General features: G+C 70.0%; 25 protein-coding genes and 1 pseudogene. 1 reads left to right on the top strand and 25 read right to left on the bottom strand.

Going from position 1 to position 23,822, the window contains the following annotated elements:
• Positions 1 to 421 precede the first annotated feature (421 nt).
• The 20 genes and pseudogenes from icmA to JFB92_RS18255 all read right to left on the bottom strand — a co-directional run bounded on the left by icmA (position 422) and on the right by JFB92_RS18255 (position 16,899).
• A complete protein-coding gene (gene icmA / locus JFB92_RS18350; protein WP_199042214.1) occupies positions 422 to 2,155 on the bottom strand; it encodes a coenzyme B12-dependent isobutyryl-CoA mutase large subunit in 1,734 nt (577 codons plus the stop codon).
• A gap of 55 nt (positions 2,156 to 2,210) precedes the next feature.
• Complete coding sequence (locus tag JFB92_RS18345; protein WP_199042212.1) at positions 2,211 to 2,612, bottom strand: Rid family hydrolase; 402 nt, start codon at positions 2,610 to 2,612, stop codon at positions 2,211 to 2,213.
• A 28-nt stretch (positions 2,613 to 2,640) separates the two neighbouring features.
• Positions 2,641 to 3,369 carry a bifunctional 1-(5-phosphoribosyl)-5-((5-phosphoribosylamino)methylideneamino)imidazole-4-carboxamide isomerase/phosphoribosylanthranilate isomerase PriA gene (gene priA / locus JFB92_RS18340; RefSeq protein WP_199042210.1) on the bottom strand — a complete coding sequence of 243 codons (729 nt, stop codon included), beginning with the start codon at positions 3,367 to 3,369 and terminating at the stop codon, positions 2,641 to 2,643.
• Entirely contained in the window at positions 3,366 to 3,983 is a 618-nt protein-coding gene (gene hisH, locus JFB92_RS18335) for an imidazole glycerol phosphate synthase subunit HisH (RefSeq protein ID WP_199042208.1), read from the bottom strand. Before hisH ends, priA begins: the two co-directional genes overlap by 4 nt.
• Before the next feature lie 10 nt (positions 3,984 to 3,993).
• Complete coding sequence (locus JFB92_RS18330) at positions 3,994 to 4,155, bottom strand: CG2302 family histidine operon protein (RefSeq protein ID WP_199042206.1); 162 nt, start codon at positions 4,153 to 4,155, stop codon at positions 3,994 to 3,996.
• The gene (gene hisB, locus JFB92_RS18325) at positions 4,152 to 4,760 is read right to left on the bottom strand and encodes an imidazoleglycerol-phosphate dehydratase HisB (protein ID WP_199042204.1); all 609 of its coding nucleotides are present in this window, start codon (positions 4,758 to 4,760) and stop codon (positions 4,152 to 4,154) included. The genes JFB92_RS18330 and hisB overlap by 4 nt, the downstream gene beginning before the upstream one ends.
• A complete protein-coding gene (locus tag JFB92_RS18320) occupies positions 4,761 to 5,876 on the bottom strand; it encodes a histidinol-phosphate transaminase (RefSeq protein WP_199042202.1) in 1,116 nt (371 codons plus the stop codon).
• Positions 5,873 to 7,180 carry a histidinol dehydrogenase gene (gene hisD, locus JFB92_RS18315; RefSeq protein ID WP_199042200.1) on the bottom strand — a complete coding sequence of 436 codons (1,308 nt, stop codon included), beginning with the start codon at positions 7,178 to 7,180 and terminating at the stop codon, positions 5,873 to 5,875. Before hisD ends, JFB92_RS18320 begins: the two co-directional genes overlap by 4 nt.
• A gap of 45 nt (positions 7,181 to 7,225) precedes the next feature.
• Complete coding sequence (locus tag JFB92_RS18310) at positions 7,226 to 7,891, bottom strand: DUF2567 domain-containing protein (protein WP_199042198.1); 666 nt, start codon at positions 7,889 to 7,891, stop codon at positions 7,226 to 7,228.
• 21 nt (positions 7,892 to 7,912) lie between these two features.
• On the bottom strand, positions 7,913 to 8,794 hold the full coding sequence (locus JFB92_RS18305) for a MinD/ParA family ATP-binding protein (RefSeq protein WP_307789208.1): 882 nt from the start codon (positions 8,792 to 8,794) through the stop codon (positions 7,913 to 7,915).
• A gap of 260 nt (positions 8,795 to 9,054) precedes the next feature.
• Positions 9,055 to 9,972 carry an RluA family pseudouridine synthase gene (locus JFB92_RS18300; RefSeq protein ID WP_199042224.1) on the bottom strand — a complete coding sequence of 306 codons (918 nt, stop codon included), beginning with the start codon at positions 9,970 to 9,972 and terminating at the stop codon, positions 9,055 to 9,057.
• Between the two features lie 23 nt (positions 9,973 to 9,995).
• Positions 9,996 to 10,616, bottom strand: coding sequence for a signal peptidase II (gene lspA, locus JFB92_RS18295; protein WP_199042194.1), 621 nt, complete (start codon positions 10,614 to 10,616; stop codon positions 9,996 to 9,998).
• Positions 10,589 to 11,101 (bottom strand): TraR/DksA family transcriptional regulator, encoded by a 513-nt coding sequence (locus JFB92_RS18290; protein WP_199042192.1) that lies wholly within the window; start codon positions 11,099 to 11,101, stop codon positions 10,589 to 10,591. Before JFB92_RS18290 ends, lspA begins: the two co-directional genes overlap by 28 nt.
• Positions 11,102 to 11,364: 263 nt before the next feature.
• Positions 11,365 to 11,970 carry a hypothetical protein gene (locus JFB92_RS18285; RefSeq protein ID WP_199042190.1) on the bottom strand — a complete coding sequence of 202 codons (606 nt, stop codon included), beginning with the start codon at positions 11,968 to 11,970 and terminating at the stop codon, positions 11,365 to 11,367.
• Positions 11,971 to 12,236: 266 nt separating this feature from the next.
• On the bottom strand, positions 12,237 to 13,163 hold the full coding sequence (locus JFB92_RS18280; protein WP_199042188.1) for a DivIVA domain-containing protein: 927 nt from the start codon (positions 13,161 to 13,163) through the stop codon (positions 12,237 to 12,239).
• A gap of 77 nt (positions 13,164 to 13,240) precedes the next feature.
• Positions 13,241 to 13,534 carry a YggT family protein gene (locus JFB92_RS18275; RefSeq protein ID WP_199042186.1) on the bottom strand — a complete coding sequence of 98 codons (294 nt, stop codon included), beginning with the start codon at positions 13,532 to 13,534 and terminating at the stop codon, positions 13,241 to 13,243.
• A 19-nt stretch (positions 13,535 to 13,553) separates the two neighbouring features.
• Entirely contained in the window at positions 13,554 to 14,129 is a 576-nt protein-coding gene (locus JFB92_RS18270) for a cell division protein SepF (protein WP_199042184.1), read from the bottom strand.
• Positions 14,130 to 14,266: 137 nt separating this feature from the next.
• Positions 14,267 to 14,977 (bottom strand): YggS family pyridoxal phosphate-dependent enzyme, encoded by a 711-nt coding sequence (locus JFB92_RS18265; protein WP_199042182.1) that lies wholly within the window; start codon positions 14,975 to 14,977, stop codon positions 14,267 to 14,269.
• A 171-nt stretch (positions 14,978 to 15,148) separates the two neighbouring features.
• A pseudogene (gene ftsZ, locus JFB92_RS18260) lies at positions 15,149 to 16,088 on the bottom strand (cell division protein FtsZ); the annotation flags it as partial.
• Positions 16,089 to 16,164: 76 nt separating this feature from the next.
• On the bottom strand, positions 16,165 to 16,899 hold the full coding sequence (locus tag JFB92_RS18255; RefSeq protein WP_199042178.1) for a cell division protein FtsQ/DivIB: 735 nt from the start codon (positions 16,897 to 16,899) through the stop codon (positions 16,165 to 16,167).
• A 95-nt stretch (positions 16,900 to 16,994) separates the two neighbouring features.
• Between JFB92_RS18255 and JFB92_RS18250 the strand changes: the two genes are divergently transcribed.
• Positions 16,995 to 17,918 (top strand): siderophore-interacting protein, encoded by a 924-nt coding sequence (locus JFB92_RS18250; RefSeq protein ID WP_199042176.1) that lies wholly within the window; start codon positions 16,995 to 16,997, stop codon positions 17,916 to 17,918.
• Here JFB92_RS18250 and JFB92_RS18245 read toward each other — a convergent pair.
• From JFB92_RS18245 to murD, 5 genes are all read right to left on the bottom strand, one after another.
• Positions 17,915 to 18,520 (bottom strand): Uma2 family endonuclease, encoded by a 606-nt coding sequence (locus JFB92_RS18245; RefSeq protein ID WP_199042174.1) that lies wholly within the window; start codon positions 18,518 to 18,520, stop codon positions 17,915 to 17,917. The two genes, JFB92_RS18250 and JFB92_RS18245, sit on opposite strands and share 4 nt — an antisense overlap.
• Positions 18,521 to 18,648: 128 nt before the next feature.
• Positions 18,649 to 20,064: a UDP-N-acetylmuramate--L-alanine ligase gene (murC, locus tag JFB92_RS18240; protein ID WP_233163464.1), complete on the bottom strand. Its 1,416-nt coding sequence runs from the start codon at positions 20,062 to 20,064 to the stop codon at positions 18,649 to 18,651.
• Positions 20,061 to 21,173 carry a UDP-N-acetylglucosamine--N-acetylmuramyl-(pentapeptide) pyrophosphoryl-undecaprenol N-acetylglucosamine transferase gene (locus JFB92_RS18235; RefSeq protein WP_199042172.1) on the bottom strand — a complete coding sequence of 371 codons (1,113 nt, stop codon included), beginning with the start codon at positions 21,171 to 21,173 and terminating at the stop codon, positions 20,061 to 20,063. Before JFB92_RS18235 ends, murC begins: the two co-directional genes overlap by 4 nt.
• 1 nt (position 21,174) lies before the next feature.
• Positions 21,175 to 22,428 (bottom strand): putative lipid II flippase FtsW, encoded by a 1,254-nt coding sequence (gene ftsW / locus JFB92_RS18230; protein WP_307789206.1) that lies wholly within the window; start codon positions 22,426 to 22,428, stop codon positions 21,175 to 21,177.
• The gene (gene murD / locus JFB92_RS18225) at positions 22,425 to 23,819 is read right to left on the bottom strand and encodes a UDP-N-acetylmuramoyl-L-alanine--D-glutamate ligase (RefSeq protein ID WP_307789205.1); all 1,395 of its coding nucleotides are present in this window, start codon (positions 23,817 to 23,819) and stop codon (positions 22,425 to 22,427) included. Before murD ends, ftsW begins: the two co-directional genes overlap by 4 nt.
• Positions 23,820 to 23,822 lie beyond the last annotated feature (3 nt).

Below are 23,822 nucleotides of genomic sequence, written 5' to 3'. Positions count from 1 at the left end.
GCCGCTCCTGCCATCCGGGGACAAGGCATCTGACGAGTTGTAAAGGGCGAAACGAGTGGCACCTATGAACGTGAATATCCGACAACACGATCAGCCTACTACTTCTGGACCACGAGTCCAGTACCGCGAGAGAATATCGAGGTAAATTCAAAAGTAGTGCCGATCACATGCATTTTTATAAGGGCCTCCTGAACTATATATACACAGGTCCAGACGCCGCACTCAACACACCGCGGGACATGGATTCACCCCTGTGGACAAGATCAACATCGGATTCAGCGGCAGAGGGCGCCGCCGAGGACGCAAGAAGACAGACCGGATCCGACCGGCCGAAAGCCACCCTGAAAATAGTGCGAGACCCATAAGGAAAGCGAATTCCGAATGGCCTGCGAATCGAAGGCCATTCCGCTCCCGGACGGTCCTAGATCCGGGCGGGCTCGCGGTACTCGCCCCACTCCCGCCGCAGCGCGCCGCAGATCTCGCCGAGCGTGGCCTCGGCGCGGGCGGCCTCCAGGATCGGCTCGATGAGGTTCCCGTCGCCCCGCGCCACCTCGACCATGCGTTCGAGCGCCGCGTCGACCGCCGCGCCGTCGCGCCCGGCGCGGCGGCGTCCGAGTGCGGCGTTCTGGTCGCGCTCGATCTCGTGGGAGATCTTGAGCGTCTCCAGCTCCGGGGTGACCGTGTCGGTCAGCTCGGTGACGCCCACGATGTGCTTGTCGCCCTCTTCGAGCTGCCGCTGGTAGGCGAAGGCCGCCTCGTGGATCTCGGCGTTGAACCAGCCGTCCTCGATGCCGCGCAGGATTCCGGCGGTGACCGGCCCGATCTCATGGCGTCCGGCTCCCATCGCGGCCCTGGCGGTCTCGGCCGGGTCCTCGCCGGGCTCGCCCCCGAGGGCGAGGATCTGGCCGAATATCTCCTCGGCTGCGGCCTCGACCTTGTCGGTCAGGGCCTCCACGTACCAGGACCCGCCCAGCGGATCGGCCACGTTCGTCACGCCGGTCTCGTCGCGCAGGACGGCCTGGGTGCGCAGGGCGATCTCGGCGGCCTGGTCGGTCGGCAGCGCGAGGGTCTCGTCGAGCGCGTTGGTGTGCAGGGAGTTGGTCCCGCCCAGCACGGCCGAGAGCGCCTCCACCGCGGTGCGCACGACGTTGTTGTACGGCTGCTGCGCCGTCAGCGAGACGCCGGCGGTCTGGGTGTGGAACCGCAGCCACTGGGCCCGCTCGGTCTCGGCGCCGTAGACGTCCCGCAGCCAGCGCGCCCAGATGCGGCGGGCCGCGCGGAACTTCGCGATCTCCTCGAAGAAGTCCAGGTGCGCGTCGAAGAAGAACGACAGCCCCGGCGCGAAGCGGTCGACGTCGAGCCCGCGCGAGAGCCCCAGCTCCACGTACGAGAAGCCGTCGGCGAGGGTGAACGCCAGCTCCTGCGCGGCGGTCGAACCGGCCTCGCGGATGTGGTAGCCGGAGACCGACAGCGGCTTGTAGCGCGGGATGTTGGCCCCGCAGTACTCCATGAGGTCGCCGATGAGCCGCAGGTGCGGCTCTGGCGGGAACAGCCACTCCTTCTGGGCGATGTACTCCTTGTGGATGTCGGTCTGGAGGGTTCCGTCCAGGGTGCCGATGTCGACGCCCTGCCGCTCGGCCGCGGCCAGGTACATGCAGAAGATCGGCACGGCCGGGCCCGAGATCGTCATCGAGGTGGTGGTCTTGCCCAGGTCGATGCCGTCGAACAGGACGTCCATGTCGGCGGTGGAGTCGATGGCGACCCCGCAGTGGCCGACCTCGCCGAGCGAGGCCGGCTCGTCGGAGTCGCGGCCCATGAGCGTGGGCATGTCGAACGCGACGCTGAGCCCGCCGCCGCCCGCGCCCAGCAGCATCTTGTAGCGCTCGTTGGTCTGCTCGGCGTTGCCGAAGCCGGAGAACTGCCGGATCGTCCAGGCCCGGCCCCGGTAGCCGGTCGGGTAGAGCCCGCGGGTGTAGGGGAACTCGCCCGGCCAGCCGATGCGCTCCATCCGCGGGTCGGCCGCGTCCTCGGACGGGCCGTAGGCCGGATCGACCTCCATCCCGGACAGGGTGGTGAAATCCGCGTCGCGCTTCGGGGCGGCCTCGTACCGCTTCTCCCAGCGCTTTCGGCCTTCGGCGATCTCCTCAGGGTCCACGTCGACACCTCCTGAGGCCAAGCCTACCCGGATACTGAACGATCGTTAAGGCCGCTCAGTCTATCTCTCTCCAGGCCCGGAAGGCTTCGAGTTCTACCGCCACCAATTGACCGGGCTGCAGCAGCTGGGAGACGGCCACGACAGTCGCGGTCGGCTTCACCACGCCGAAGAACTCGCCGTGGACCCGGCCCACCGCGTCCGCATAGGACGGGTCGGTCACGTACAGCCTGCTGCGGACCACGTCGGCCACGCTCGCCCCGGCGTGGACCATCGCGTCCAGCGCGGTCCGGAACGCCTCCTTGGCCTGGGCGGCCGGATCGTCGATCAGGCTCGGGCGGCCGTCCACGTCGGCCGTGCAGGCGCTGGTGACCACCAGCGGACCGACCGCGACCGCCCGCGAATAGCCGTAGAGCTGCGCCCACGGCCCCGTCTCCTCCACTCGATGGACCAGTGCCATGCGCGCCTCCCCTGCTTGGGGCCCTGCCTCAGAGCCCCTTCAGCAAGTTCAACGCTTCAGCGACCGTGAAGTTACGCTCGTACAGGGCCGTACCCACAATCGCGCCCTCGACGCCGTCGCCGGTCAGTCCGGCCAGCGCCCGCAGGTCCTCCAGCGAGGACACCCCGCCGGAGGCGATCACCGGCTTGTCGGTGGCCTCGCAGACGCTCCGCAGCAGCTCCAGGTTCGGACCCGAGAGCATCCCGTCGCTCTTGACGTCGGTGACCACGTACCGCTCGCACCCGGCCCGCTCCAGGCGCTCCAGGGTCTCGAACAGCTCCCCGCCCTCGCGGGTCCACCCGCGCGCGGCCAGACGGCCGGCCTTGACGTCCAGACCGATCGCGACCCGGTCGCCGTACTCGCCGCAGATCCGGTCGCACCACTCGGGGTTCTCCAGGGCGGCGGTCCCGATGTTGACGCGCCGCGCGCCGGAGGCCAGGGCCCGTTCCAGGGACTCGTCGTCGCGGATGCCGCCGGAGACCTCGACCTTCATGTCCACCCTGCCCACGACCCGGGCGAGCAGCTCGTGGTTGGTGCCGCGCCCGAAGGCCGCGTCCAGGTCGACCAGGTGCAGCCACTCGGCGCCCTGCCGCTGCCATTCGAGGGCCGCGTCGAGCGGCTCGCCGTACTGCTTGCCGGACCCGGCCACGCCCTGCACGAGCTGTACGGCCTTGCCGCCGGTGACGTCGACGGCCGGGAGCAATTCGAGTGTCTTCATCTCAGTCCTTCGATCCAGTTGGTGAGCAGGGCACGCCCGGCGTCGCCGGACTTCTCGGGGTGGAACTGGGTGGCCGAGACCGGCCCGCGCTCGACCGCGGCGACGAACGGCTCGCCGTGGACGGCGGTGGCCACCGCCGCGCCGGGTGGCGGGGTCTTGGCCGCGTAAGAGTGGACGAAGTAGAACCGCTCGGCCGGGTCGATCCCGGCGAACAGGCGCATGCCCTCGGCCGCCTCGACGGTGTTCCATCCCATGTGCGGCACCCGGTCGGCCACGAGCCGGTCGACCCGTCCCTCGAAGACGCCGATGCCGGCGGTCTCGACGCCGTGCTCGATGCCCTCCTCGAACAGGACCTGCTCGCCGACGCAGATGCCGAGCACCGGCGCGCCGGCGGCGGCGCGCTCGCGCACCACCCCGTCGAGCCCGTGCCCCGCGATCCCGGCCATGCAGGCGGCGAAGGCGCCCACACCGGGCACCACGAGCCCGTCGGCGCGGCGCGCGGCGTCCAGGTCGCCGGTCAGCTCCACCTGGCCTCCGGCCCGCTCCAAGGCGCGGAAGGCGGAACGGAGGTTCCCTGAGCCGTAGTCGAACAGGGCGATGCTCGGTTTGGACACTGGAGGTCTCCTAGCCGTAGATGAGGGAGACGCCGCCGATGAACGCGGCCAAGGCCATGACCGCGCAGGCGGCGGAGGCGGCGTACTTCTCGTTCTTGCGCAGGCTCTGGGCTCCGCCGAGGAGTATCCCGGCCAGGGCCATGAGCAGGATCGGTCCGACGTACTCGTTCACAGCACGCCCTTGGTGGACGGGATCTCGTCCCCGTCGATGCGCGTGGCGGCCTTGAGCGCCCGCGCCAGAGCCTTGAACTGGGCCTCGATCACGTGGTGGGCGTCGGGCTTCTGGCCCGGGTTCGAGGCGCGCAGCACGGTCACGTGCAGGCAGATCTTCGCGTGGTAGGCGAAGGACTCCAGGATGTGCCGGGTCATCGAGGTCGGGTAGTCGGTGTTGATCATCGGGGCGATGTCGACCGGCTCCTCGTGGACCATGTAGGGCCGCCCGGAGAGGTCGACCACCGCGCGGGCCAGGACCTCGTCGAGCGGCACGGAGGCGTCCGCGAAGCGGACCGCGCCGGCCTTGTCGCCGAGCGCCTCGGCGAACGCCTGGCCCAGCGCGATCGCGGTGTCCTCCATCGTGTGGTGGGCGTCGATGTGCAGGTCGCCCTTGACCTTCACTTTGAGCCCGAAGCCGCCGTGCTTGCCGAGCTGGTGGAGCATGTGGTCGAAGAAGCCGACGCCGGTGGCGATCTCCACGGTCTTGTCGGCGGGATCGAGGTCGACGTGCACGTCGACACTCGTCTCACCGGTGGTTCGGGTGACACGGGCTTTTCGGCTCACTTACTCGCTCTCCTCAAATAGGTCCGGCCGTGCGGCCATGACGGTCTCGAAGGCCCCCAGCAGGGCGGTGGTCTCCTCTTCGGTTCCGGCGGTGACGCGCAGGCGGCCCGGCAGGCCGACGTCGCGGATGAGGACACCCTCGTCCAGCATCGCCCGCCAGACGGCGGCGGCGTCGGCCAGTCCGCCGACGAGCACGAAGTTCGCGTCGGAGTCGGCGACCGGGAGGCCCTTGGCTCGCAGGTGCTTCACGATCCGGTCCCGCTGGTGCTTGAGCTGGTCGACCTCGGACTGGAGCCGCGGGGCGCAGGCGAGCGCGCCGCGCGCGGCGGCCTGGGTCAGGCTCGACAGGTGGTACGGCAGCCGCACCAGCAGCAGCTTCTCGACCAGCTCGGGGTCGGCCGCAAGGTATCCGACCCTGGCGCCGGCGAAGGCGAATGCCTTGGACATGGTGCGGGTGACGACCAGGCGCGGCCGGCCCGCGAGGCGGTGCAGCGCGGTCGAGCCGGGGTCGCGGGCGAACTCGGCGTACGCCTCGTCGACGACCACGATGCCGCGGGCGGCCTCGTAGGCGGCTTCGATGACCTCGGCCGCGAGCGCGGTCCCGGTCGGGTTGTTCGGGCTGACCAGGAACACCAGGTCCGGGTCGTGCGCGCCGATCGCCTCGCGCACGTAGTGGGCGCTGAGCGTGTAGTCGGCCTCGCGTCCGGCGTCGACGAAGGCCGTGCCGGTGCCTCGCGCGAGCAGCGGGTGCATCGAGTACGACGGCATGAATCCGAGCACGGTGCGGCCGGGGCCGCCGAAAGCCTGGAGCAGCTGCTGCAGGATCTCGTTGGAGCCGTTGGCGGCCCACACGTGGTCCGCGGTCAGGCCGGGCCCGCCGTGTGCGGCGAGGTATGCCGCCAGGTCCTGTCTGAGGGCGACCGCGTCGCGGTCGGGGTAGCGGTTCAGGCCCCGGGTCTGGCGCGCGAGGTACCCCTCGATGACCTCGGCGACGTCGTCGGGGATCGCGTAGGCGTTCTCGTTGGTGTTGAGCTGCACCGGCACGTCGAGCTGGGGCGCGCCGTAGGGCGACTGGCCGCGCAGGTCCTCGCGCAGCAGGTCCTCGATCTCGGTCACCGCTCGAACCTCGCCGTCACCGCTTCGCCGTGGCCGGGGAGGTCTTCGGAGTTCGCGAAGGCCACCACGTCGTCGGCGACCTCCGCGAGCGCTTCGCGGGAGTAGTCGACGATGTGGACGCCGCGCAGGTACGTGTGGACGCTCAGCCCGGCCGAGTGGCGGGCGCACCCGCCGGTCGGCAGGACGTGGTTCGATCCGGCGCAGTAGTCGCCGAGGGAGACCGGCGAGTAGGCGCCGACGAAGATCGCCCCGGCGTTGCGGATGCGCGGGGCCAGTTCGCGGGCGTTCGCGGTCTGGATCTCCACGTGCTCGGAGGCATAGGCGTCGGCGACGGTCACCGCCTCGTCGAGGTCGGCGACGAGGATCGTGCCGGACTGCTCCCCCGCCAGGGCCGTCGCGATGCGCTCGGCGTGGCGGGTGGCCGGGACGCGCCGTTCCAGTTCGGCGTCGACGGCGTCGGCCAGGGAGGCCGAGTCGGTGATGAGGACGCTGGCGGCGGCCGGGTCGTGCTCGGCCTGGCTGATGAGGTCGACCGCGACGTGCGCGGGGTCGGCCCCGGCGTCGGCGATGACGGCGATCTCGGTGGTCCCGGCCTCGGCGTCGATGCCGACCAGGCCCTTGACGGCGCGCTTGGCGGCGGTGACGTAGATGTTGCCGGGCCCGGTGATCATGTCGACCGGTTCGCACTCGTCGGTGCCGTAGGCGAACATGCCGATCGCGGTGGGTCCGCCGACCGCGTAGACCTCGTCGATGCCGAGCATTCCGGCGACGGCGAGGATGCTGCCGGCGGGCAGGCCGCCGTTGGTCTTCTGGGCAGGGCTGGTGAGCGCGATCGAGCCGACACCGGCGATCTGCGCCGGGACGACGTTCATGATGAGCGAAGAGGCGAGCACGGCGAGGCCGCCGGGCACGTACAGGCCGACGCGGCCGACCGGCACGTACCGTTCGGTGACGATGCCGCCGGGGGCGACTTCGGTGACGACCTCGGGAAGGCGCTGGGCCTCGTGGGCCTTGCGGGCCCGGTCGATGGAGGTCTGGTAGGCGCGGCGCAGGTCCGGATCGAGGTCGGCCAGGGCGGCCTTGATCGCGGCTTCGGGGACGCGCAGGTGCTCCAGACGCACACCGTCGAACCGCTCGACGGCCTCGACCACCGCGGAGGTGCCGCGATGGGAGATGTCGTCCAGCAGCGGCTGGATCTCCCGCAGGGCGGCGTTCACGTCGAACGCGGCGCGCGGCAGCAGTCCGCGCAGGGCGCGGACCGGGTAGTCGGCAACTTCTCCTGATAGATCAATGCGTCTGAGCACGGTACAAGCGTAATCGGCGCCGGATCGGGCGCGACGGGGATACCGCTATTCGGGAACGTCCGACCGAAGGTTGGGCCGACGTGACCAACCTGCGCAAATGGTGTAAGTGAAGACCGCCGCGAGGGCCATGACGGCCAGCCCGCCGAGCTGGAGCGAGGACAGGGCCTCTGTGAAATCCCCGACTCGCGCCGCGCCCCAGGCCGCCCCCGGGTCGAGATCGACGAAAAGGACCGCCGGAGGCCGCCACATGTGCACTCCCGGCGGGGCGGCCCGGACCGCCTCCCAGAACTGCTCCCATTCGTGGCGGCCGATGCGCCAGGCCACGACCTGGCAGGCGACCGAGCCGACCACGAGGCCGAGCAGGACGACCGGCCCGCGCCGCGCGCGCATGGCCGTCCAGGCCGCGATCGCGACCACGATCCCCAGGATCAGGCCGAGCCCGGCGAAGTAGAGGTCGCCGAGCACGAAGCCGTCGGAGTAGGTCTCGACCGAGTACCAGCCGCCGTCGACGGTGACGTACTCGACGCGCGGCGTGATCACCTGCCACAGCATCGCCAGCGGGAAGCCGAGCGCGGCCAGGACCACCGCGAGCGCACCGGCCGCGAGGAGGTCGCGTCCGAGGGTCCGCCTCTCAGGACCCGGCTCGGGCTCTGCTTCGGGCGTCTCGGGATCGGGAGCGGCCTTGAGGGGCACGGTCTCGTCGTCTGTCACGCCGACGATCCTGCCACAGGGTCACAACCCGTCGAAAATGGTGGCGGCGGCGTCGAACCAGGCGACGCGGGTGGCCGGGCGCAGCGCCGAGAACTCGATCTTGGCGCCGGGCTCCAGGGCCGGGTCGTAGGGGACGACGGATACGGCGCGGGTGCGCGAGGAGAAGTGCCTGCGCAGGTCCTCCAGCAGCGGCCCGGCGCCCGGGGTGGGCATCGACAGCAGCGTGACCGCGTCGCGCACCAGGTGCCCGTAGTTGTGCTCCTCGAGCAGGTCGAGCATCCAGTCGGCCGAGAACGCGGCGTCCTCGCGGGGCACGGTCGTGACCACGAGCCGGTCGGCGTTGGCCACGACGGTGCGCCAGTTCTGCGATTCGACGTTGTTGCCGGTGTCGATGCACACGACCTTGTGGGTGCGGGTGAGGATGTCGAGCACCCGCAGCACCGTGGTCGGGTCGAGCTGCCGCTGGAGCTTGGGATCCTCGTCCCCGGCCAGGACGTCGAAGGAGCCGTCGGCGGAGTGGCGGAGGAACTCGTCGAGGTGCTCGGGCAGGTGCACCCCGGCGGCCTCGACCTCGGCGAGGTGCTCGACCAGGTGCCTGATGGTGCGCCCGTGGCGGGCCGACCCGGCGCGCAGGCCCAGCGTGCCGCGCAGCTCGTTGTCGTCCCAGGCGATGACGCCGCCGCCGCGGGCCGAACCCATGGCGGCCGCGGAAAGGACCGTGGCGGTGGTCTTGTGGACCCCGCCCTTGGGGTTGATGAACGCGATGACCTGGCTGCGGCCCAGGTCGCGGCGGAGCGCTTCGATCGCGGCCGGATCGGGGGCCGCCTCGGTCTGCGGGGGCCGGGTCTGCTGGGGCGGCAGGCCGCGCTGCGGCGGCGTCTGCGGCGGCAGCTGCTGCGGCACCGGCCGCCTACCGGCCGCGGGCGCCGACACCGGTGCCACCGGAGGAGAGGCGTACGACTCGCGCGGAGGAGGCGAGGGCGTCTGCTGCGCGCCCCTGCCTCGGCCGCGTCCCAGCAGATTCCGCCAACGGGACCCGGGTTCCGGGCGCTCTCCGCTCCAAGCTTCGGGCGAGCCCACGCGCTTCCTCCTCTCGGCCAGGTTGAACTGTCATGCCTTTCCCAGCCTGACGACTTCCACCCGCGACCAAGTGTAGTGGTCGGTCACTGTTCGGCCCGCAACCGCGCCAGAGCGGTCTCAAGATCTGTGGGGTATTCACTCTCGAAGGTGACTGACCTTCCGGTTCCCGGGTGGACGAATCGGAGCCGATAGGCATGCAGCCATTGCCTATTCAGGCCGAGCTTCTCGGCCATGGTCGGGTCGGCGCCGTAAGTGGCGTCGCCGACCAGCGGATGCCCCAGGGCCGAGAAGTGCACCCGGATCTGGTGGGTCCTGCCTGTCTCCAACCCTACGTCCATCAGGGACGCGCCAGGGAACACCTCGAGCGTGTCGTAGTGGGTGACGCTGGGTTTTCCGTCGGCGACCACCGCCCACTTGTAGTCGTGCCGCGGGTGCCGCCCGATCGGGGCGTCGACGGTGCCCGAGAGCGGGTCGGGGTGACCCTGGGCGACCGCGCGGTAGCTCTTGGAGACGCGCCGCTCCTTGAAGGCGCGCTTGAGTTCGGAGTAGGCGAGCTCGCTCTTGGCGACGACCATGATCCCCGAGGTCCCCACGTCGAGGCGGTGCACGATCCCCTGCCGCTCCTCGGCGCCGTGGGTCGACAGCCGGTACCCGGCCGCGGCCAGCCCGCCGGTGACGGTCGGCCCGGTCCAGCCGGGGCTGGGGTGGGCGGCGACGCCGACCGGCTTGTCGACCACCACGATGTGGTCATCGGAGTGCAGCACCTCCAGGCCCTTGACCGGCTCCTCGCGGAAGGTGACGACGTCGTCCGGGGGCGGCGGGAGGGTGACCTCGAGCCAGGCCCCGACGCTGAGGCGCTCGGACTTGGTGCCGCAGGGCCGGCCGTCGATCGTGACGTCCCCGGCGGTGACCAGCTCGGCGGCCACGGTGCGGGACAGCCCCAGCATCCGGGAGACGACCTGGTCGACCCGGTCGCCCTCGAATCCCTCGGGCACCGGCATCGAGCGCACCGGCCTCGGGCCGGTCACTTCTCCTTCTCCTCGCGGTGGGCCCGGCGGGCCTCCGGCGAGAATCCGCGCCCGGTCAGCTCCAGCAGCACGATCAGGATCACGCCGCACACCAGCGAGGAGTCGGCGAAGTTGAAGATCGGGAACGCCTGGGCGTCGGGCTCGAAGACGCTGATGAAGTCGATGACGTGGCCCTGGCCGAAGCCCGGCTCCTGGAAGAGCCGGTCGATCAGGTTCCCGGCCGCGCCTCCCAGCACCATGCCCAGGGCGATCGCCCAGACCGGATAGACGATCTTCCGGGCCAGGAAGATCAGGAACCCGACCACCGCGGCGGCCACGATGGCCAGCGCCCACGTGTAGTCGGTGAACATGCTGAAGGCCGCGCCGGAGTTCCAGGTCAGGTCGAGGTAGACCAGGCCGCCGAGTATCCGCACCGGATCGGCCGGGTCGAGGTTCGCCAGCGCCAGCGCCTTGGTGACCTGGTCAAGGGAGATCACGGCGGCCGCGATCAGGTAGCAGGCCACCGTCAGGACGAGCCGGCGCCTCGGGGGGCCGTTCTCCATCGACTCGTCCCCGTCCGTGTCGGCGGTCTCGGGCTGTGTGTCCTCGCTCAGCGTCTCTCCTCCAACTGTTTGCAACTGACGCAGAGCGTAGCGGACGGGAAGGCGGCCAGCCGCGCCGCCGGGATGGGGTTGCCGCACCTCTCACAGATGCCGTAGTCTCCCTCGTTGAGCCGGTCCAGCGCGTGGCTGACCTGGCGGATCCGCTCGGAGATCGCGCCGGCCACGGCCACCTCGTGCTCGTGCTCGACGGTCTTGGAGCCCGAGTCGATCTGGTCGTCCCCGGCGGTGTCGGACAGGCGCTCGCGCTGGGCGGTGGCGATCGAGTCGATGTACCGCTGCTGCTCGTCGGTCAGCTCGTCCAAGCGCTCCTTGAGGGCCGCGCGCAGCTCCGCCTGCTCGGACTCCGAGCGCGCGGCGACCGCCTTCTTGGCGGCCTTCTTGGCCGGCGCCGGCTTCGCTGCCTGCTTGGCGGCGGGCTGTTTCTTGGCGGTCTTCTTCGCCGCCTTCTTGACCGCCTGCTTCTTGGCGGCCTGCTTCTGGGACTTCTTGGCAGCATTCATGACGGGCCTCTGGAGGGGTATGTCGGGATCGGTTCCGGACGGCTCGGGGCGAGGCGGAGCCGCGCACCGTTATCCGCGGATCGGGCGTTCAGCATCCTGGCTCCCCAAGTCGCGTACCTCATGACACCTCGTCAAGACGAGGACAATGCGCGGCCAGGTCCCCGAAAACTGGACGCACGCCGCGCAATTAAACTCACAGGATACGCAACAGCTGCAAGTAGGTCAATTACTTCGGGAACTTGGACCCCGACTGTCCGTGCCCTCTAGAGTCCGGCGACCGGTGCCATCAGCAGACGCGAGACCGGTTCGCACAGCGCGCACGGGGTGAATCCCAGATCCAGCGCCTCGGCCACCGGCAGCGGCTCGGGGTCGCGCCCGACCAGGTGCACGCAGCCGCCGTGGTGGAACCGCGGCCTGCCGTCGACGACGGCGACCTCGGCGTCGAGCCGCATCAGCGAGGCCTTCTCGACGCTGGTCAGCCGCTGCTCGAGCGGCTCGTCCCGCAGGTCGTCGTCGGCCTGATGGCGCCCGCCGACGGCGCGCTGACGCGGCGGGTCCTCGAAGCGGAGCTCCGGTTCCCGGTCGATCGCGTAGTCGGTCGGCTCGAAGATCCGGCCGCGCACGACCGGTATCTCGGTGGTAGGGGTGTCATCGACGATCCGGGTCAGTTCCTGGGTGTCGTCGGCGGCCGGACGCGGCCGCGGGCTCGGGCGGCGTCTGGCGCGCGAGACCGCGCCGACATAGAGCGCCGTCCCCGCGGCCAGACTGGCCGCGATCGACGAGATCAGTAGACCGTTGTTGCCGCTGACCATTCCTATGGCCAACAAGACCGTCGCGGTGACGAGTATCAGCAGGCTGCTGACGATCACGACGAGTCGCCTCCCCAGCACGAAGGGCGTGTTCCGTTCGTGCAGTCCCTTGCGGCCCCAAGCGGGCCGCGGCATCTGAACGCATGGGCAGCGGCGGGAACCTCCTCCGCTCGTGGGATTCACGGCCCGCGAGACCGTCCGAGGACGTTCGCGAGCCGAGAATCCGCAAGTCGCGGGCGGTTCCCTGCCGCTCAACCATGCTTAACGAGGCGACGCAGGTTCAGGTTATGGCCCCGGGGCCGAAAACCTTCGGGGCGCTCGTGATCTCAGTTCCGCGCGCTCGGGATGCCGGCGAAGCCGCCGGTCCGGGCGCCGGTGCGCTCGTTCTCGACCGGCTGCTCGGCCACGGCCTCTTCAGCCGAGTCCTCGACGCCCTGCTGGCCGTTGAGGTCGCGGAGCTGGCTCTCGAGGTACAGCTTCAGGCGGGTGCGGTACTCGCGCTCGAAGGTCTTGAGCTCCTCGATGTGCTTGAGCAGCGACCCGCGCTTCTCCTCGAGGGCCCCCATGACCTTCTGGCGCTCGGCCTCGGCCTCGAGCTCGAGGCGCTCGGCCTTGTCGCGGGCCTGACCGACCAGGTCCTCCGCCTGCGCACGGGCCTCGCCGACCATGTGCTCGGCCTCGCGCTGGGCCTGGGTCATCATCGTCTTCGACTCGTGCTGAGCCTCGGAGACCATGGTCTTGGCCTCGCGCTGGGCCTCGGTCACCAGGGTGTCGGCCTCGCGGCGCGAGTCCTCCAGGTGCTCGTCGGCGGTGCGCTGGGCGACCATCAGCAGCCGCAGGGCCTCCTGCTCCCCGCCCTGGCCGTCGCCGCCCTGCTGCGGCGCTCCGCCCTGCTGGAGCTGCTGCACCTGCTGCTGGAACTGCTGGGCCTGCTGCTGCGCCGCCACCATCTGCTGGTGGATCTCGTGCAGCTCGGCGTCCAGCTCCTGGAGCTGCTGCTCGGCGGCGTGCTTCTCCCGCTGCGCCCGGTCGAGCGCGGCGGCCATCTCGGCATGGTCGGCTGCTCCGGGGGGAGCACCGGCGCGGAGGCTCTCGAGTTGGGCCCGAAGCTCGCCGTTCTCGTCACTGAGACGGGCGAGCTCGCGTTCCACCTCGTCGAGGAAGCCGTCGACCTCGTCCTCGTCGTATCCGCGCTTTCCGAGCATGGGTTTCTTGAACGTGACGTTGTGAACGTCTGCTGGGGTCAGCGGCATTCGAAACTCCTTCTCGCTATCGCCTGGCGGCCAGGGCCACTCGACACCTTACGGGTCTCGCGCCACCCCCGGCACGGCTAGGAGATCGCGCGCCCGATGACGAAGTCCATCAGGATCCACACGATCAGCAGCAGCGCCAGGAACGCCAGATCAATCGATACAGTACCAAGCCTGAGAGGCGGGATCACTCTCCTCAACCCCTTCAGGGGAGGGTCGGTCACGCTGAACATGGTCTCTAGCAGGGCCGCGGCCCGGGGGCCCGGCTCCCATCTCCGGGAGAACTGGACGACCACGGAGCCGACCAGACGGCCGAGAAGAAATAGATAAAAGACGAAAAGCGCCAGATAGATCAGCTGCAATGCCAGGTTCACGTTCGGCAGTATCCCTCAGTCACGACTGGTTGAAGAAACCGCCCTCGGCGATCTTCGCCTTGTCCTCGGCGGTCACCTGAATGTGCGGCGGAGAGAGCAAGAACACTCGATTGGTGACTCGCTCGAAAGAGCCCCTCGTCCCGAAGATCAGCCCCGCGGCGAAGTCGACCAGCCGCTTGGCGTCGGCCTCCTCCATCTCCGAGAGGTTCATGATGACCGGGGTGCCTTCGCGGTAGCGCTCACCGATGGTGCGCGCCTCGTTGTAGGTCGTCGGGTGGAGGGTGGTGATCCGGTAGTTGGTGCTCGTCTGCTCGGGCTCGGGGACCGCGCGCACCGGAGCGGACTCGGCCAGGGCGAGGTTGTCGCGGTTCAGCGGGGTCACCGAACCGGAGCCGCGGTTGAGCTGGCGGACGGTGCCGCGCTCCTCGCGTCCCCCTTCGCGACCCAGCCTGCCGGTGGCGCGCTGGGTCTGACGACTGCGAACCGGCCGCTCCTCAGCGAACTCGTCGTTCTCCTCGTAAGCGTCCCCGTATCCGCGGTCCTCCTCGTCTTCGATGAGGCCGAGCCATACTCCTGCCTTCCGCATCGCGCCCATCGATCGTGCTCCCTCCTCGGGCCGCCCCTGTTGAGTCAGGTACGCGGTCTCATCCTAGCGCCGTCTCCTTACACGGATGTGGTTTTGGTGCGATATCCGGCCGTCACTGGCGGCTGAATTCCCGGTAGTCCAACACCTTACGTCATGGATTCACGTTCACCGAGCACGTTTCTCCCGAGTCTGACCATTGTGGCCCCGCATGCGATCGCCTCGGCGAAATCGCCGCTCATGCCCGCCGAGATCTCGGTCGCGGCCGCGTCGACCCCGCGCACGGCCTGGGAGCACTCGGCCAGCAGCTCGAATGCCTTGAGCGGCTCCCAGTCCAGGGGCGCGACGGCCATCACTCCGCGCAGCCGCAGCGAGGCGGACGCGGCGACCCGTTCGGCCAGAGCGGTCAGCTCCGGGACCGGCACGCCGCCGCGCGAGACGTCGCCGTCGAGGCTGACTTGGAGCAGCGCGCCCACCTCCCGGCCGCGGGCCTCGGCGGCCCGGTCGAGGGCGTCGACCAGACGGGCGCGGTCGACCGAGTGGATCCAGTCGGCGTACTCGGCCACCGAGCGGGCCTTGTTGCGCTGCAACCGGCCCACGAAGTGCCAGGTAGGTTCCAGGCCGTCCTCGGCGAGCGCGGCGGCCTTCGCCGCGGCCTCCTGGTCGCGGTTCTCCCCCAGGTCGGCCTGCCCGGCCTCGATCAGGATCCGGGCGTCGGAGGCGGGAAAGTTCTTGGTGACCACGATGAGCCGCACCGATCCCGGCTCGCGTCCGGCCGCGGCGCACGCGGCCGCGAGGTCTTCGCGGGTGCGCGACAGCGCGGCCAGAAGCCGTTCTCGGCGTCCGGGCTCAGGAGCCATTCTTGAGGAAGTCCGGGACGTCCACGTCGTCGAACAGGACCTTGCGCGGCTCGGGCGCGGCCGATTCGCGCGGCGGCTCCGGGTCGGCGGCCGGCTCGGGCTTCTTGTCCATCTCGGGGACGCTCGGCGAGATCCGGCTCGGCTGCGCCAGTTCGAACTCGGCCTGGTCCTGTTCGAACCCGGCGGCGATGACGGTCACGCGGGCCTCCTCGCCGAGGGCGTCGTCGATGACCGCGCCGAAGATGATGTTGGCGTCGGTGTGGGCGCAGTCGGAGACGAGTTCGGCGGCGTCGTTGATCTCGAACAGGCCGAGATCGGACCCGCCGGCGATGGACAGGAGCACCCCGCGCGCGCCCTCCATGCTCTGCTCCAGCAGCGGCGACTCGATCGCGGCCCTGGCCGCCTCGACCGCGCGGTTCTCACCTCTGGCCGAGCCTATGCCCATCAGCGCCGATCCGGCCCCGCTCATGACGCTCTTGACGTCGGCGAAGTCGAGGTTGATCAGTCCGGGCGTGGTGATCAGGTCGGTTATTCCCTGGACACCGGAGAGCAGCACCTGGTCGGCCAGGCGGAAGGCGTCCATCATGGAGATGTTGCGGTCGCCGAGGTGCAGCAGTCGGTCGTTGGGGATGACGATGAGCGTGTCGCACTCGTTGCGCAGATCCTCTATCCCCGAAACGGCCTGGGTCTGGCGGCGCTTGCCCTCGAAGGCGAAGGGGCGGGTGACCACCCCTATGGTGAGCGCACCGAGCTTGCGCGCGATGTTGGCGATGACGGGCGCGCCGCCGGTGCCGGTGCCGCCGCCCTCCCCGCAGGTGACGAACACCATGTCGGCGCCCTTGAGGACCTCTTCGATCTCGTCGCGGTGGTCCTCGCAGGCCCGGGCCCCGACATCCGGGTTGGCCCCGGCGCCGAGTCCACGGGTCAGTTCGCGGCCCACGTCCAGTTTCACGTCGGCGTCGCTCATCAGCAATGCCTGGGCGTCGGTGTTGATCGCGATGAACTCGACGCCCTTGAGTCCGGCCTCGATCATCCGGTTGACAGCATTGACTCCGCCGCCTCCGACTCCTACGACTTTGATGACGGCGAGGTAGTTGTGCGGTGGTGTCATCGCGGCTGCCTTCCTTCCCTGACCGGCCCCATGGTGCGACGAACGGGGTGTGCACGCACACCCGCTCCCCCTAACGCTAACTCACAGTGGGTGCATCTGGTGCGCTGACATCGACATGTCGGTACCCGCTCTCCAACAATCGCGTGGCGACCCGAGTCTTCTTGTCGTTCTCCGAGCCGTCGCCCCACGTGACCGTCCGTCCACCTTCGAGGTACAGGGTGACCGAGGCCGGGGACGGCGATTCGACCCGTTCGACCTCGTCCGAGAGGTCGGGCGGGAGTGCTTGCAGGACTTCGATGGTCTCGAGGGTGGCGAGGTCACCGGGTCCGGGATCGCCGAGCTCGACGATCCAAATTGAATCGGGAATATCGGCGACTTCGTCGAAGACGACGCCTTCGGAATCGACCATGAGAAATGTCTCGTCGTCGATCGGCACGGCCATGTACGGATCGCGCTCGGTCACCGCGATGAGTATCGCGGAAGGCCAGGATCGAGTGACGTCGACGGCCTTGACCGCCGGTAGCGAGGCGACCTCTCCGGCGATGTCATCGAGGTCGGCTCGGAGTATCGACCGGTCGAGGGAGTCCTCGGCCGCCTCGGCGACCTCGGCGGGGTCCAGGACCTCGGTCCCGGTCACCTCGATCTCCTTGACCGCGAACAGCGGCGTGGCCCAGACGATCCCGAAGGCCAGCACCGTGAGCGCCAGGGCGGCCGCGAGCCACGGCCAGGCCTTCCGGCCGGGCATCCGGCGGCGCATCACGTGTACGAGCCGCCAAGGCCCTTGGTCGGTCTGCTCCGATCGCCCCCGCATCGCTCGATGATGCCACGAGCGCACCATGAGGGCGGTGGCGACATGCCCGGATCCTCATATAAGGTTAGGCAAACCTTATCGTATTGGAGGCTTGTGTGGCGACGCAGACCGACGGACTCACCCTGAACACCGTGCGACCCTGGCGGCCCTTCCCCTGCCGGGTCAAGGAACTGCGACGGCTCAGCCCGTCGTTCCTGCGCGTCACGTTCGCCTCCGAGGATCTGAAGGACTTCGCCGACAACGGCTACGACCAGCGCTTCAAGCTCATCTTCCCGGCCCCGGCGTGCGGTTTCGACAAGCTCCCCGCAGGCGACCGCTGGTACTCGGACCTGCGGGCCCTGCCCGACGAGGACCAGTGCCGGGTGCGGACGTACACGGTCCGGGCGGTCCGCCGGGAGCTCGGCGAGGTCGATGTGGACATGGTGCTGCACGAGCCGCACCCCGGCTCGGCGGCCCCGGCGCTGCGCTGGGCGCTCGCCGCGACGGTGGGCGACGAGCTGGTCCTGCTGGGCCCGGACGCCCGCTTCGACGGCCCGCACGGCGGCATCGACTTCAACCCGCCGGAGGGCGCCGAACTCCTCCTGGCCGGCGACGAGACCGCCATGCCGGCGATCGCGGCGATCCTGGAGCGCCTGCCGATCACGGCCTTCGGCAAGGTCTTCATCGAGGTGCCCGCGGCCGCCGACACCCTGGCCCTGGACGCGCCGCCGGAGATCGAGGTCAACTGGCTGCCCCGCGAGGGGGCCGACTGGGGCGCCGAGCTGATCCCGGCCGTCTCCGAGGCCGCCGCGGCCCTGGACATCGAGGGCCGCGCCGAGGCCGTCGAAGACATCGACGTGGACACCGAGACCCTGTGGGACGCCCCCGAGCGGCCCGCGGCGTGCGAGGCGTACGCGTGGGTGGCCGCCGAGGCGGGCGTGGTCAAGACCCTCCGCCGCACCATCCGCGGCGACCTGGGCCTGCCGAAGGCGTGCGGCGCCTTCATGGGCTACTGGCGCAACGGCCGCGACGCCGACTAGGCGGAGCGCTTGAAAGCTGAGCTATCGAGCTCGAAGTCGAAGGGCGCGGGCACGTGCACCGGATCACCGAACTCAGCCGATGTCTGCGACTGGTAGCCGTGTTTGCGCGACGGGTCCGAATAAACGGTGACCATCTGCTCCTTCATGTCGAACAGCACGTACACGGATACTCCTGAGCGACCGTAGACCTCGACCTTGTCGTGGAGGTCCCGATCGCGGGTCGCGGGCGAGGTCAGTTCCGCCACCAGCGACAGGGCATCGCCAGGAAGGCGGTTCGAATCGGTATCGAACGCGTCTTCGTGCGCCACCCACACATCGGGGCCAAGGGCACCCGAACGCTCCGGAAATACGAACAGGAACGGTTCGGCACCGGCCTCATGGCCTTCCGGGGCCCGACGGTCGAGTTGGCGGACAAGCGACTTCATCGGCCTGAGGTAGGAGCCCTTGGACCAGGGTGACACGACGATGTTCCTCCCGAAGACCTCAGCGTCGAAGCCGACCATGTCCCAGTCGCTCGCAGTGTCCACGAGACGACTGAAGACTGCGCGCTCCTCATCAAATGAGTGCCCTGCGGTGTCTGGTTTCGGGAGGGTCATGGTCATCGTCGCCTCCTTGGCAGTGCCCGTCCGTCTTACCCAGCCTTGCACAACTCTAACCAGCTAGAGTTCGAGGCGTGACACAAGCATAAGTCAGCGGTCGGCGCTCCGCGCCGACCGCCGGACAGTAAACGCTATTGGCGGAGGAGGTCGTCGGGCATCAGGGAGACCGGTGGGGCTCCCATCGTGACCACGAGGTCGCCTTCGGCGGCCAGGGACCGGACGGCCGCGGGGACGTCGTCCCATTCGGGGACGAAGACCTTGTCGCCCTCCTGGAGTTCGACGGCATCGGTCAGGGCCCGTCCGCCCTCTCCTTCGGGGATCTCCTCGCCGGGGCCGAAGATCTCCATGATCACGGCCTTGTCGGCAATGGAGAGCGCCTCGGCGATCTCGGACCGCATCTCGACGGTCCGGTAGACCCGGTAGGGCATGAACACCACCACGAGCCTTCCGGGGGCCGCGACCGCCTTGAGGGTCTTGATGGCCTCGCGCATCGCGGTCGGATGATAGGCGTACTCGTCGAAGACGGCGTAGCCGTCCTTCTCTCCGCGCCTTTCGAATCTGCGCTTGACCCCGCCGAAGGCGGCCAGGCCCCCGGTGAGGGTCTCGGCGTCCAGGCCGAGGTGGAGGCCCACGGCGATCGCCGCGGCCGAGTTCAGGGCGATGTGCGCTCCCGGCATCGGCAGGTGGAAGCGGCCCAGTCGCTCGCCGTGCAGCAGCACCGTGTAGTCCACGCCGTCCTTATGGGACTCGACCTCGCCGACTTGGATGTCGGCGCCGTCGGCGAACCCGTAGGTCGCGACGGTGCGGCCCTCGGCGCGGAACTTCGCGGCCAGGGCGGCGGTGCCGGGGTTGTCGGCGCACAGGACCAGCAGGCCGTCCTTGGCGGTGTTGCGGCCGAACCGCTCGAAGGCCGCGGTCAGGGCCTCCATGTCGCCGTAGTTGTTGAGGTGGTCGAGGTCGATGTTGGTGATCACGCCGATCTCGGGGCGGTAGCGCAGGAATGACCGGTCGGACTCGTCGGCCTCGGCCACGAAGTGCTCGCCGGTGCCGTGCGCGCCGGTGTGGGCGCCGATGTTCTCGCCGCCGTTGACGTAGGAGGGATCGAGTCCGGCGTGCCGGAGCATCTGGACGATGATCGCGGTCGTGGTGGTCTTGCCGTGGGTGCCGGTGACGACGATCGACTGGCGGCCGGACATGGCCGCCGCCAGGGCCTCGGAGCGGTGGTAGACGCGGATGCCGCGGCGGCGCGCCTCGGCCACTTCGAGGTGGTCGTCGTTGTGGGCGGTGGAGCGGACCACGGTGTCGATGCCGTCGAGGTTGGACTCGGTGTGCTCGCGGTGCAGGGTCACGCCGAGGCGTTCGAGCTCGGGCAGGCTGGGCCAGTCCTTGAGCTCGGAGCCGGACACCGGCAGGCCGCGGGTGGCGTAGAGGCGGGTCAGGCCGTTCATGCCGACGCCGCCGACGCCGATGAAGAGGGTGCGGCCGAGGTCTTCGGCGGTGATCCCCTCGTCGATCGGGCTGCTCAGGTCGTTGGGGTCTTCGCTCATGCCTGCTCCACCGCTTTCACCGTGAACTGCCTCAGTGCCTCGTCGCCGTTGCGGATGCCGAACCGCTCGGAGGCGGCCGACATGGCGGCGAGCTTCTGGCGGTCGGTGATCAGCGGGATGAGGTTGGCCTCGATCCAGGACGGGTTGAGGTTCTCGTCGTCGCAGAAGACGGCGCCGCCGGCGGCCACGACGGGCCCGGCGTTGCGGTACTGCTCCTTGTTGCCCCAGGGCATGGGCACGAACACGGTCGGCAGGCCCAGGGCGGAGACCTCGGCGACGGTCATGGAGCCGCCGCGGGCCAGGACCATGTCGGCCGCGGCGTAGCCGAGGTCCATGCGGTCGAGGTACGGCAGGGTCCGGTAGGCGACCGGCAGGCCCTCGGGGACGTGGACCGGTTCCTCGCGGCGGGCGCCGATGATGTGCAGGACCTGGACGCCGCGGTGGGTCAGGGCCTGGGCGGCGCCGGAGACGGCGTTGTTGATCGAGGCGGCGCCCTGGGAGCCGCCGTAGACGAACAGGACCGGCCGGTTCGGGTCGAGTCCGAAGTAGCGGCAGGCGTCGGCGCGCATCCTGGACCGGTCGAGGTGGGAGATGGCCGGGCGCAGCGGGATGCCGGTGACGGTGCCGTCGGCCAGCAGCGGGGACGCCTGCGGGAGGTGCTGGAATCCCAGGGCGAGGTTGTCGGTGAACTTGAGGGCCAGCTTGTTGGCGACGCCGGGCGGGTCGTTGTACTCGAAGACGACCATCGGGGTCTTGCGGCGCCAGGCGGCCAGGTAGGCGGGGACGGCGACGTAGCCGCCGAATCCGACCACGGCGTCGGCGGCGACCTCGTCCATGATCTCGCGGGTGGCCCTCATGGCCTTGAGCATGCGCGGGGCCGTCAGCAGCAGGTCGACGTTGATCTTGCGCGGCAGCTGGTGCGCGGGGACGTTGCGCAGGTCGTAGCCGGCCTTGGGGATCAGCTCGTTCTCCAGGCCCTTCTCCGTGCCGAGGCACGTGATGCGGATGTGCGGATCGTGGCGGCGGAGGCAGTCGGCGTAGGCCAGGAGCGGGTAGATGTGGCCGCCGGTGCCGCCTCCGGCGAGGACGACCGATCGTAGCTGAGGCACTTCATGGCTTTCTGGTCGAAGGGACGGTATTCGATTCAGGAGTTTCGCGCGGTGCGGGCGGCAGGGGGGCCCACAGGAACCGCACGAGTCGGGACGGGTTGCGAGCCCGCAGCGCGGTGGCGGCGTCGGGTTCGGCGCGCGCGAAACCGGCGAGCATGCCGACCGCGGCGAGGACGACGACGAGCGCGGTGCCGCCGTCGGAGATGAACGGCAGCGGGACCCCGGTGATGGGGATGAGTCCGAGGACGCCGCCGATGTTGATGAACGCCTGGCCGGCCAGCCAGATCGTGACGCCGGCCGAGACGAGCCTGCGGAACGGGTCGGCCGAGCGCCGGGCGATGCGGAATCCGGTGTAGACCAGGACGCCGAACAGCGCCAGAATCACCAGGCAGCCGATGACGCCGAGCTCCTCGGCGATGAGCGCGAAGATGAAGTCGTTGTGGCCGTTGGGGAGCCATTCCCATTTCTGGCGGCTCTCGCCGAGGCCGACTCCGAACCAGCCGCCGTCGGCGATCGCGTAGTAGCCCTGGATGGCCTGGTAGCCCCAGCCTTGGGAGAAGTCCTCGGGGCGGGAGAAGGAGATGATGCGTTCGAGCCGGTAGGGCTGGAAGGCGACCAGGACGGCCGTTCCGGCCAGGGCGATGGAGAACAGGGCCCCGAGGATGCGCATCGGCACTCCGGCCGCCCACAGCAGGCCGATGAACATGGCGACGATGATGAGCATGGTGCCCAGGTCGGCGTAGCCGATGACGACCATGGTGACCCCGGCGATGGGGAACATGGGGATGGCCAGCTCGCGCCAGGAGGCGACGCGAGGGCCGAGCCTGACCAGCGAGTCGGCCACCCACAGCAGCAGCGCGAACTTGGCCAGTTCGGCGGGCTGGAACTGGACGGGTCCGACGTGGATCCACAGGTCGTCGGTGCCGACGACGGCGTTGCCGATGTCGGGCAGGAGCAGGACCACGCCGAGCAGGAGCGACAGGACCAGCAGGGGCCGGGCCAGGCCGCGGTAGGTGCGCACCGGCAGCCGCTGGGCGACCCAGAAGCCGAGCAGTCCGATCAGGGCCCACATGGCCTGTCGGACGACGACGGCGAAGGCCGACCCCTGTTCGGCGTAGGACTCGACCATGGTCGCGGAGAACACCATGACCAGGCCGACGGTGAGCAGGAGCGCCGCGGAGGACAGGAGCAGGTAGTACGAGGCCAGCGGCCTGTCGAGCAGGCCGCGCAGCATCTCGGTGAACCCGGTCCTCACGCATCACCGCCCGCTGTGTTCATACCGAGAGTCTGCCCGATCGCGGCCGCGAAGGCGCGGCCGCGGTGGGCGTAGGAGTCGAACATGTCGTAGGAGGCCGCGGCGGGCGACAGGAGGACGGTGTCCCCGGGTCGGGCGTGCGCGGCGGCCGCCGTGACGACGTCGGTCATGACCGAATCGTCCTCGCCGTCGAGGACCACGAGCGGGACGCTCGGGGCGTGTCGCGCGAACGCGTCGGCGATCTCGGCCCGGTCGACTCCGATGAGGACGGCCGCCCTCATGCGAGACGCGAAGCGCTCGACCAGGTCGGAGACGTCGACGCCCTTGAGCTGACCGCCGGCGATCCACACCACCGGGTCGTAGGCGGCGAGTGCGGCGGCGGCGGCGTGCGGGTTGCTGGCCTTGGAGTCGTCGACCCACCGGATGCCGGCGCCTTCTCCGGTCGGCACCGTGGCGACGACGACGTTGCGGTGGGGCTCGGGGCTGTAGTCGCGGACGGCCCGGGCCACCGCGTCGGGTCCGACGCCCACATGGGAGGCGAGGGCGGCGGCGGCCAGGGCGTTGGCGACGTTGTGCGCCCCGGCGGGGCGCACTTCGTCGACCGAGCAGATCGGGACCGGGCTGCCGCCGGTGTAGTCGACCAGGTGGCCCAGGGCCACGCCGAACGCGCCGGGCTCGGGCTCGCCCAGGGTGAAGGCGGTGGAGCGGGCGTTCGCGTGCTCGGCGAGGGCGGCCACGGCCGGGTCGTCGCGGTTGAACACGGCCGCCTGTCCGCGCCAGACGGCGGTCTTGGCTTTGGAGTAGGCGTCGAAGCCGCCGTGCCAGGACAGGTGGTCGGCGGCGAGGTTGAGCATGGCTCCCGCGGTCGGGGCGAGCAGGCGCGACCAGTGCAGCTGCTGGCTGGACAGTTCGACGGCGAGCACGTCGTAGGGGCCGTTCGCGGCGTGCACGAGCGGTTCGCCGATGTTGCCGAGCGCGGCGGTGCGCAGGCCCGCGGCCTTCAGCATCGCGGCGAGCATCGTGGTGGTGGTGGTCTTGCCGTTGGTGCCGGTGACGGCGAGCCAGCGGGGGGCTTCGGGGCCGCGCAGCCGCCAGGCCAGTTCGGGTTCGGAGTAGGTCTCGATGCCCCGTTCGGCGGCGGCCTTCGCGAGCGGGTGGCCGGGCGGGAAGCCCGGCGAGACCACGACCTGTTCGACGCCTTCGAGCAGGGACGGGTCGAACTCCTCGGCGGCGGCGACGCCGGCGCCCCTCGATTCCAGTTCGCGCAACCGCTCGGAGTCGGTGCGGTCGTAGACGACGACGGTGCGCCCGGTGTCCAGGAGCGCCTCGGCGCTGGCGGCGCCGGCGATGCCGGTCCCGGCGACGAGGACGCGGTCGGCGATCTGGTCCACGGC

The sequence above is a fragment of the Glycomyces salinus genome (genome assembly GCF_016428645.1).
GTDB lineage: Bacteria > Actinomycetota > Actinomycetes > Mycobacteriales > Micromonosporaceae > Glycomyces > Glycomyces salinus.
The sequence above is the reverse complement of the archived record's forward strand: the minus strand, read 5'-3'. Positions and strand labels throughout refer to the sequence as shown.

Bases quoted from the DNA above. Each gene is read 5' to 3' on its own strand.
- JFB92_RS18345 (WP_199042212.1), bottom strand. From the start codon at position 2,612: ATGGCACTGGTCCATCGAGTGGAGGAGACGGGGCCGTGGGCGCAGCTC.
- priA (WP_199042210.1), bottom strand. From the start codon at position 3,369: ATGAAGACACTCGAATTGCTCCCGGCCGTCGACGTCACCGGCGGCAAG.
- JFB92_RS18300 (WP_199042224.1), bottom strand. From the start codon at position 9,972: ATGCCGGTGCCCGAGGGATTCGAGGGCGACCGGGTCGACCAGGTCGTC.
- JFB92_RS18290 (WP_199042192.1), bottom strand. From the start codon at position 11,101: ATGAATGCTGCCAAGAAGTCCCAGAAGCAGGCCGCCAAGAAGCAGGCG.
- JFB92_RS18280 (WP_199042188.1), bottom strand. From the start codon at position 13,163: ATGCCGCTGACCCCAGCAGACGTTCACAACGTCACGTTCAAGAAACCC.
- JFB92_RS18270 (WP_199042184.1), bottom strand. From the start codon at position 14,129: ATGGGCGCGATGCGGAAGGCAGGAGTATGGCTCGGCCTCATCGAAGAC.
- JFB92_RS18265 (WP_199042182.1), bottom strand. From the start codon at position 14,977: ATGGCTCCTGAGCCCGGACGCCGAGAACGGCTTCTGGCCGCGCTGTCG.
- JFB92_RS18255 (WP_199042178.1), bottom strand. From the start codon at position 16,899: ATGCGGGGGCGATCGGAGCAGACCGACCAAGGGCCTTGGCGGCTCGTA.
- JFB92_RS18245 (WP_199042174.1), bottom strand. From the start codon at position 18,520: ATGACCATGACCCTCCCGAAACCAGACACCGCAGGGCACTCATTTGAT.
- murC (WP_233163464.1), bottom strand. From the start codon at position 20,064: ATGAGCGAAGACCCCAACGACCTGAGCAGCCCGATCGACGAGGGGATC.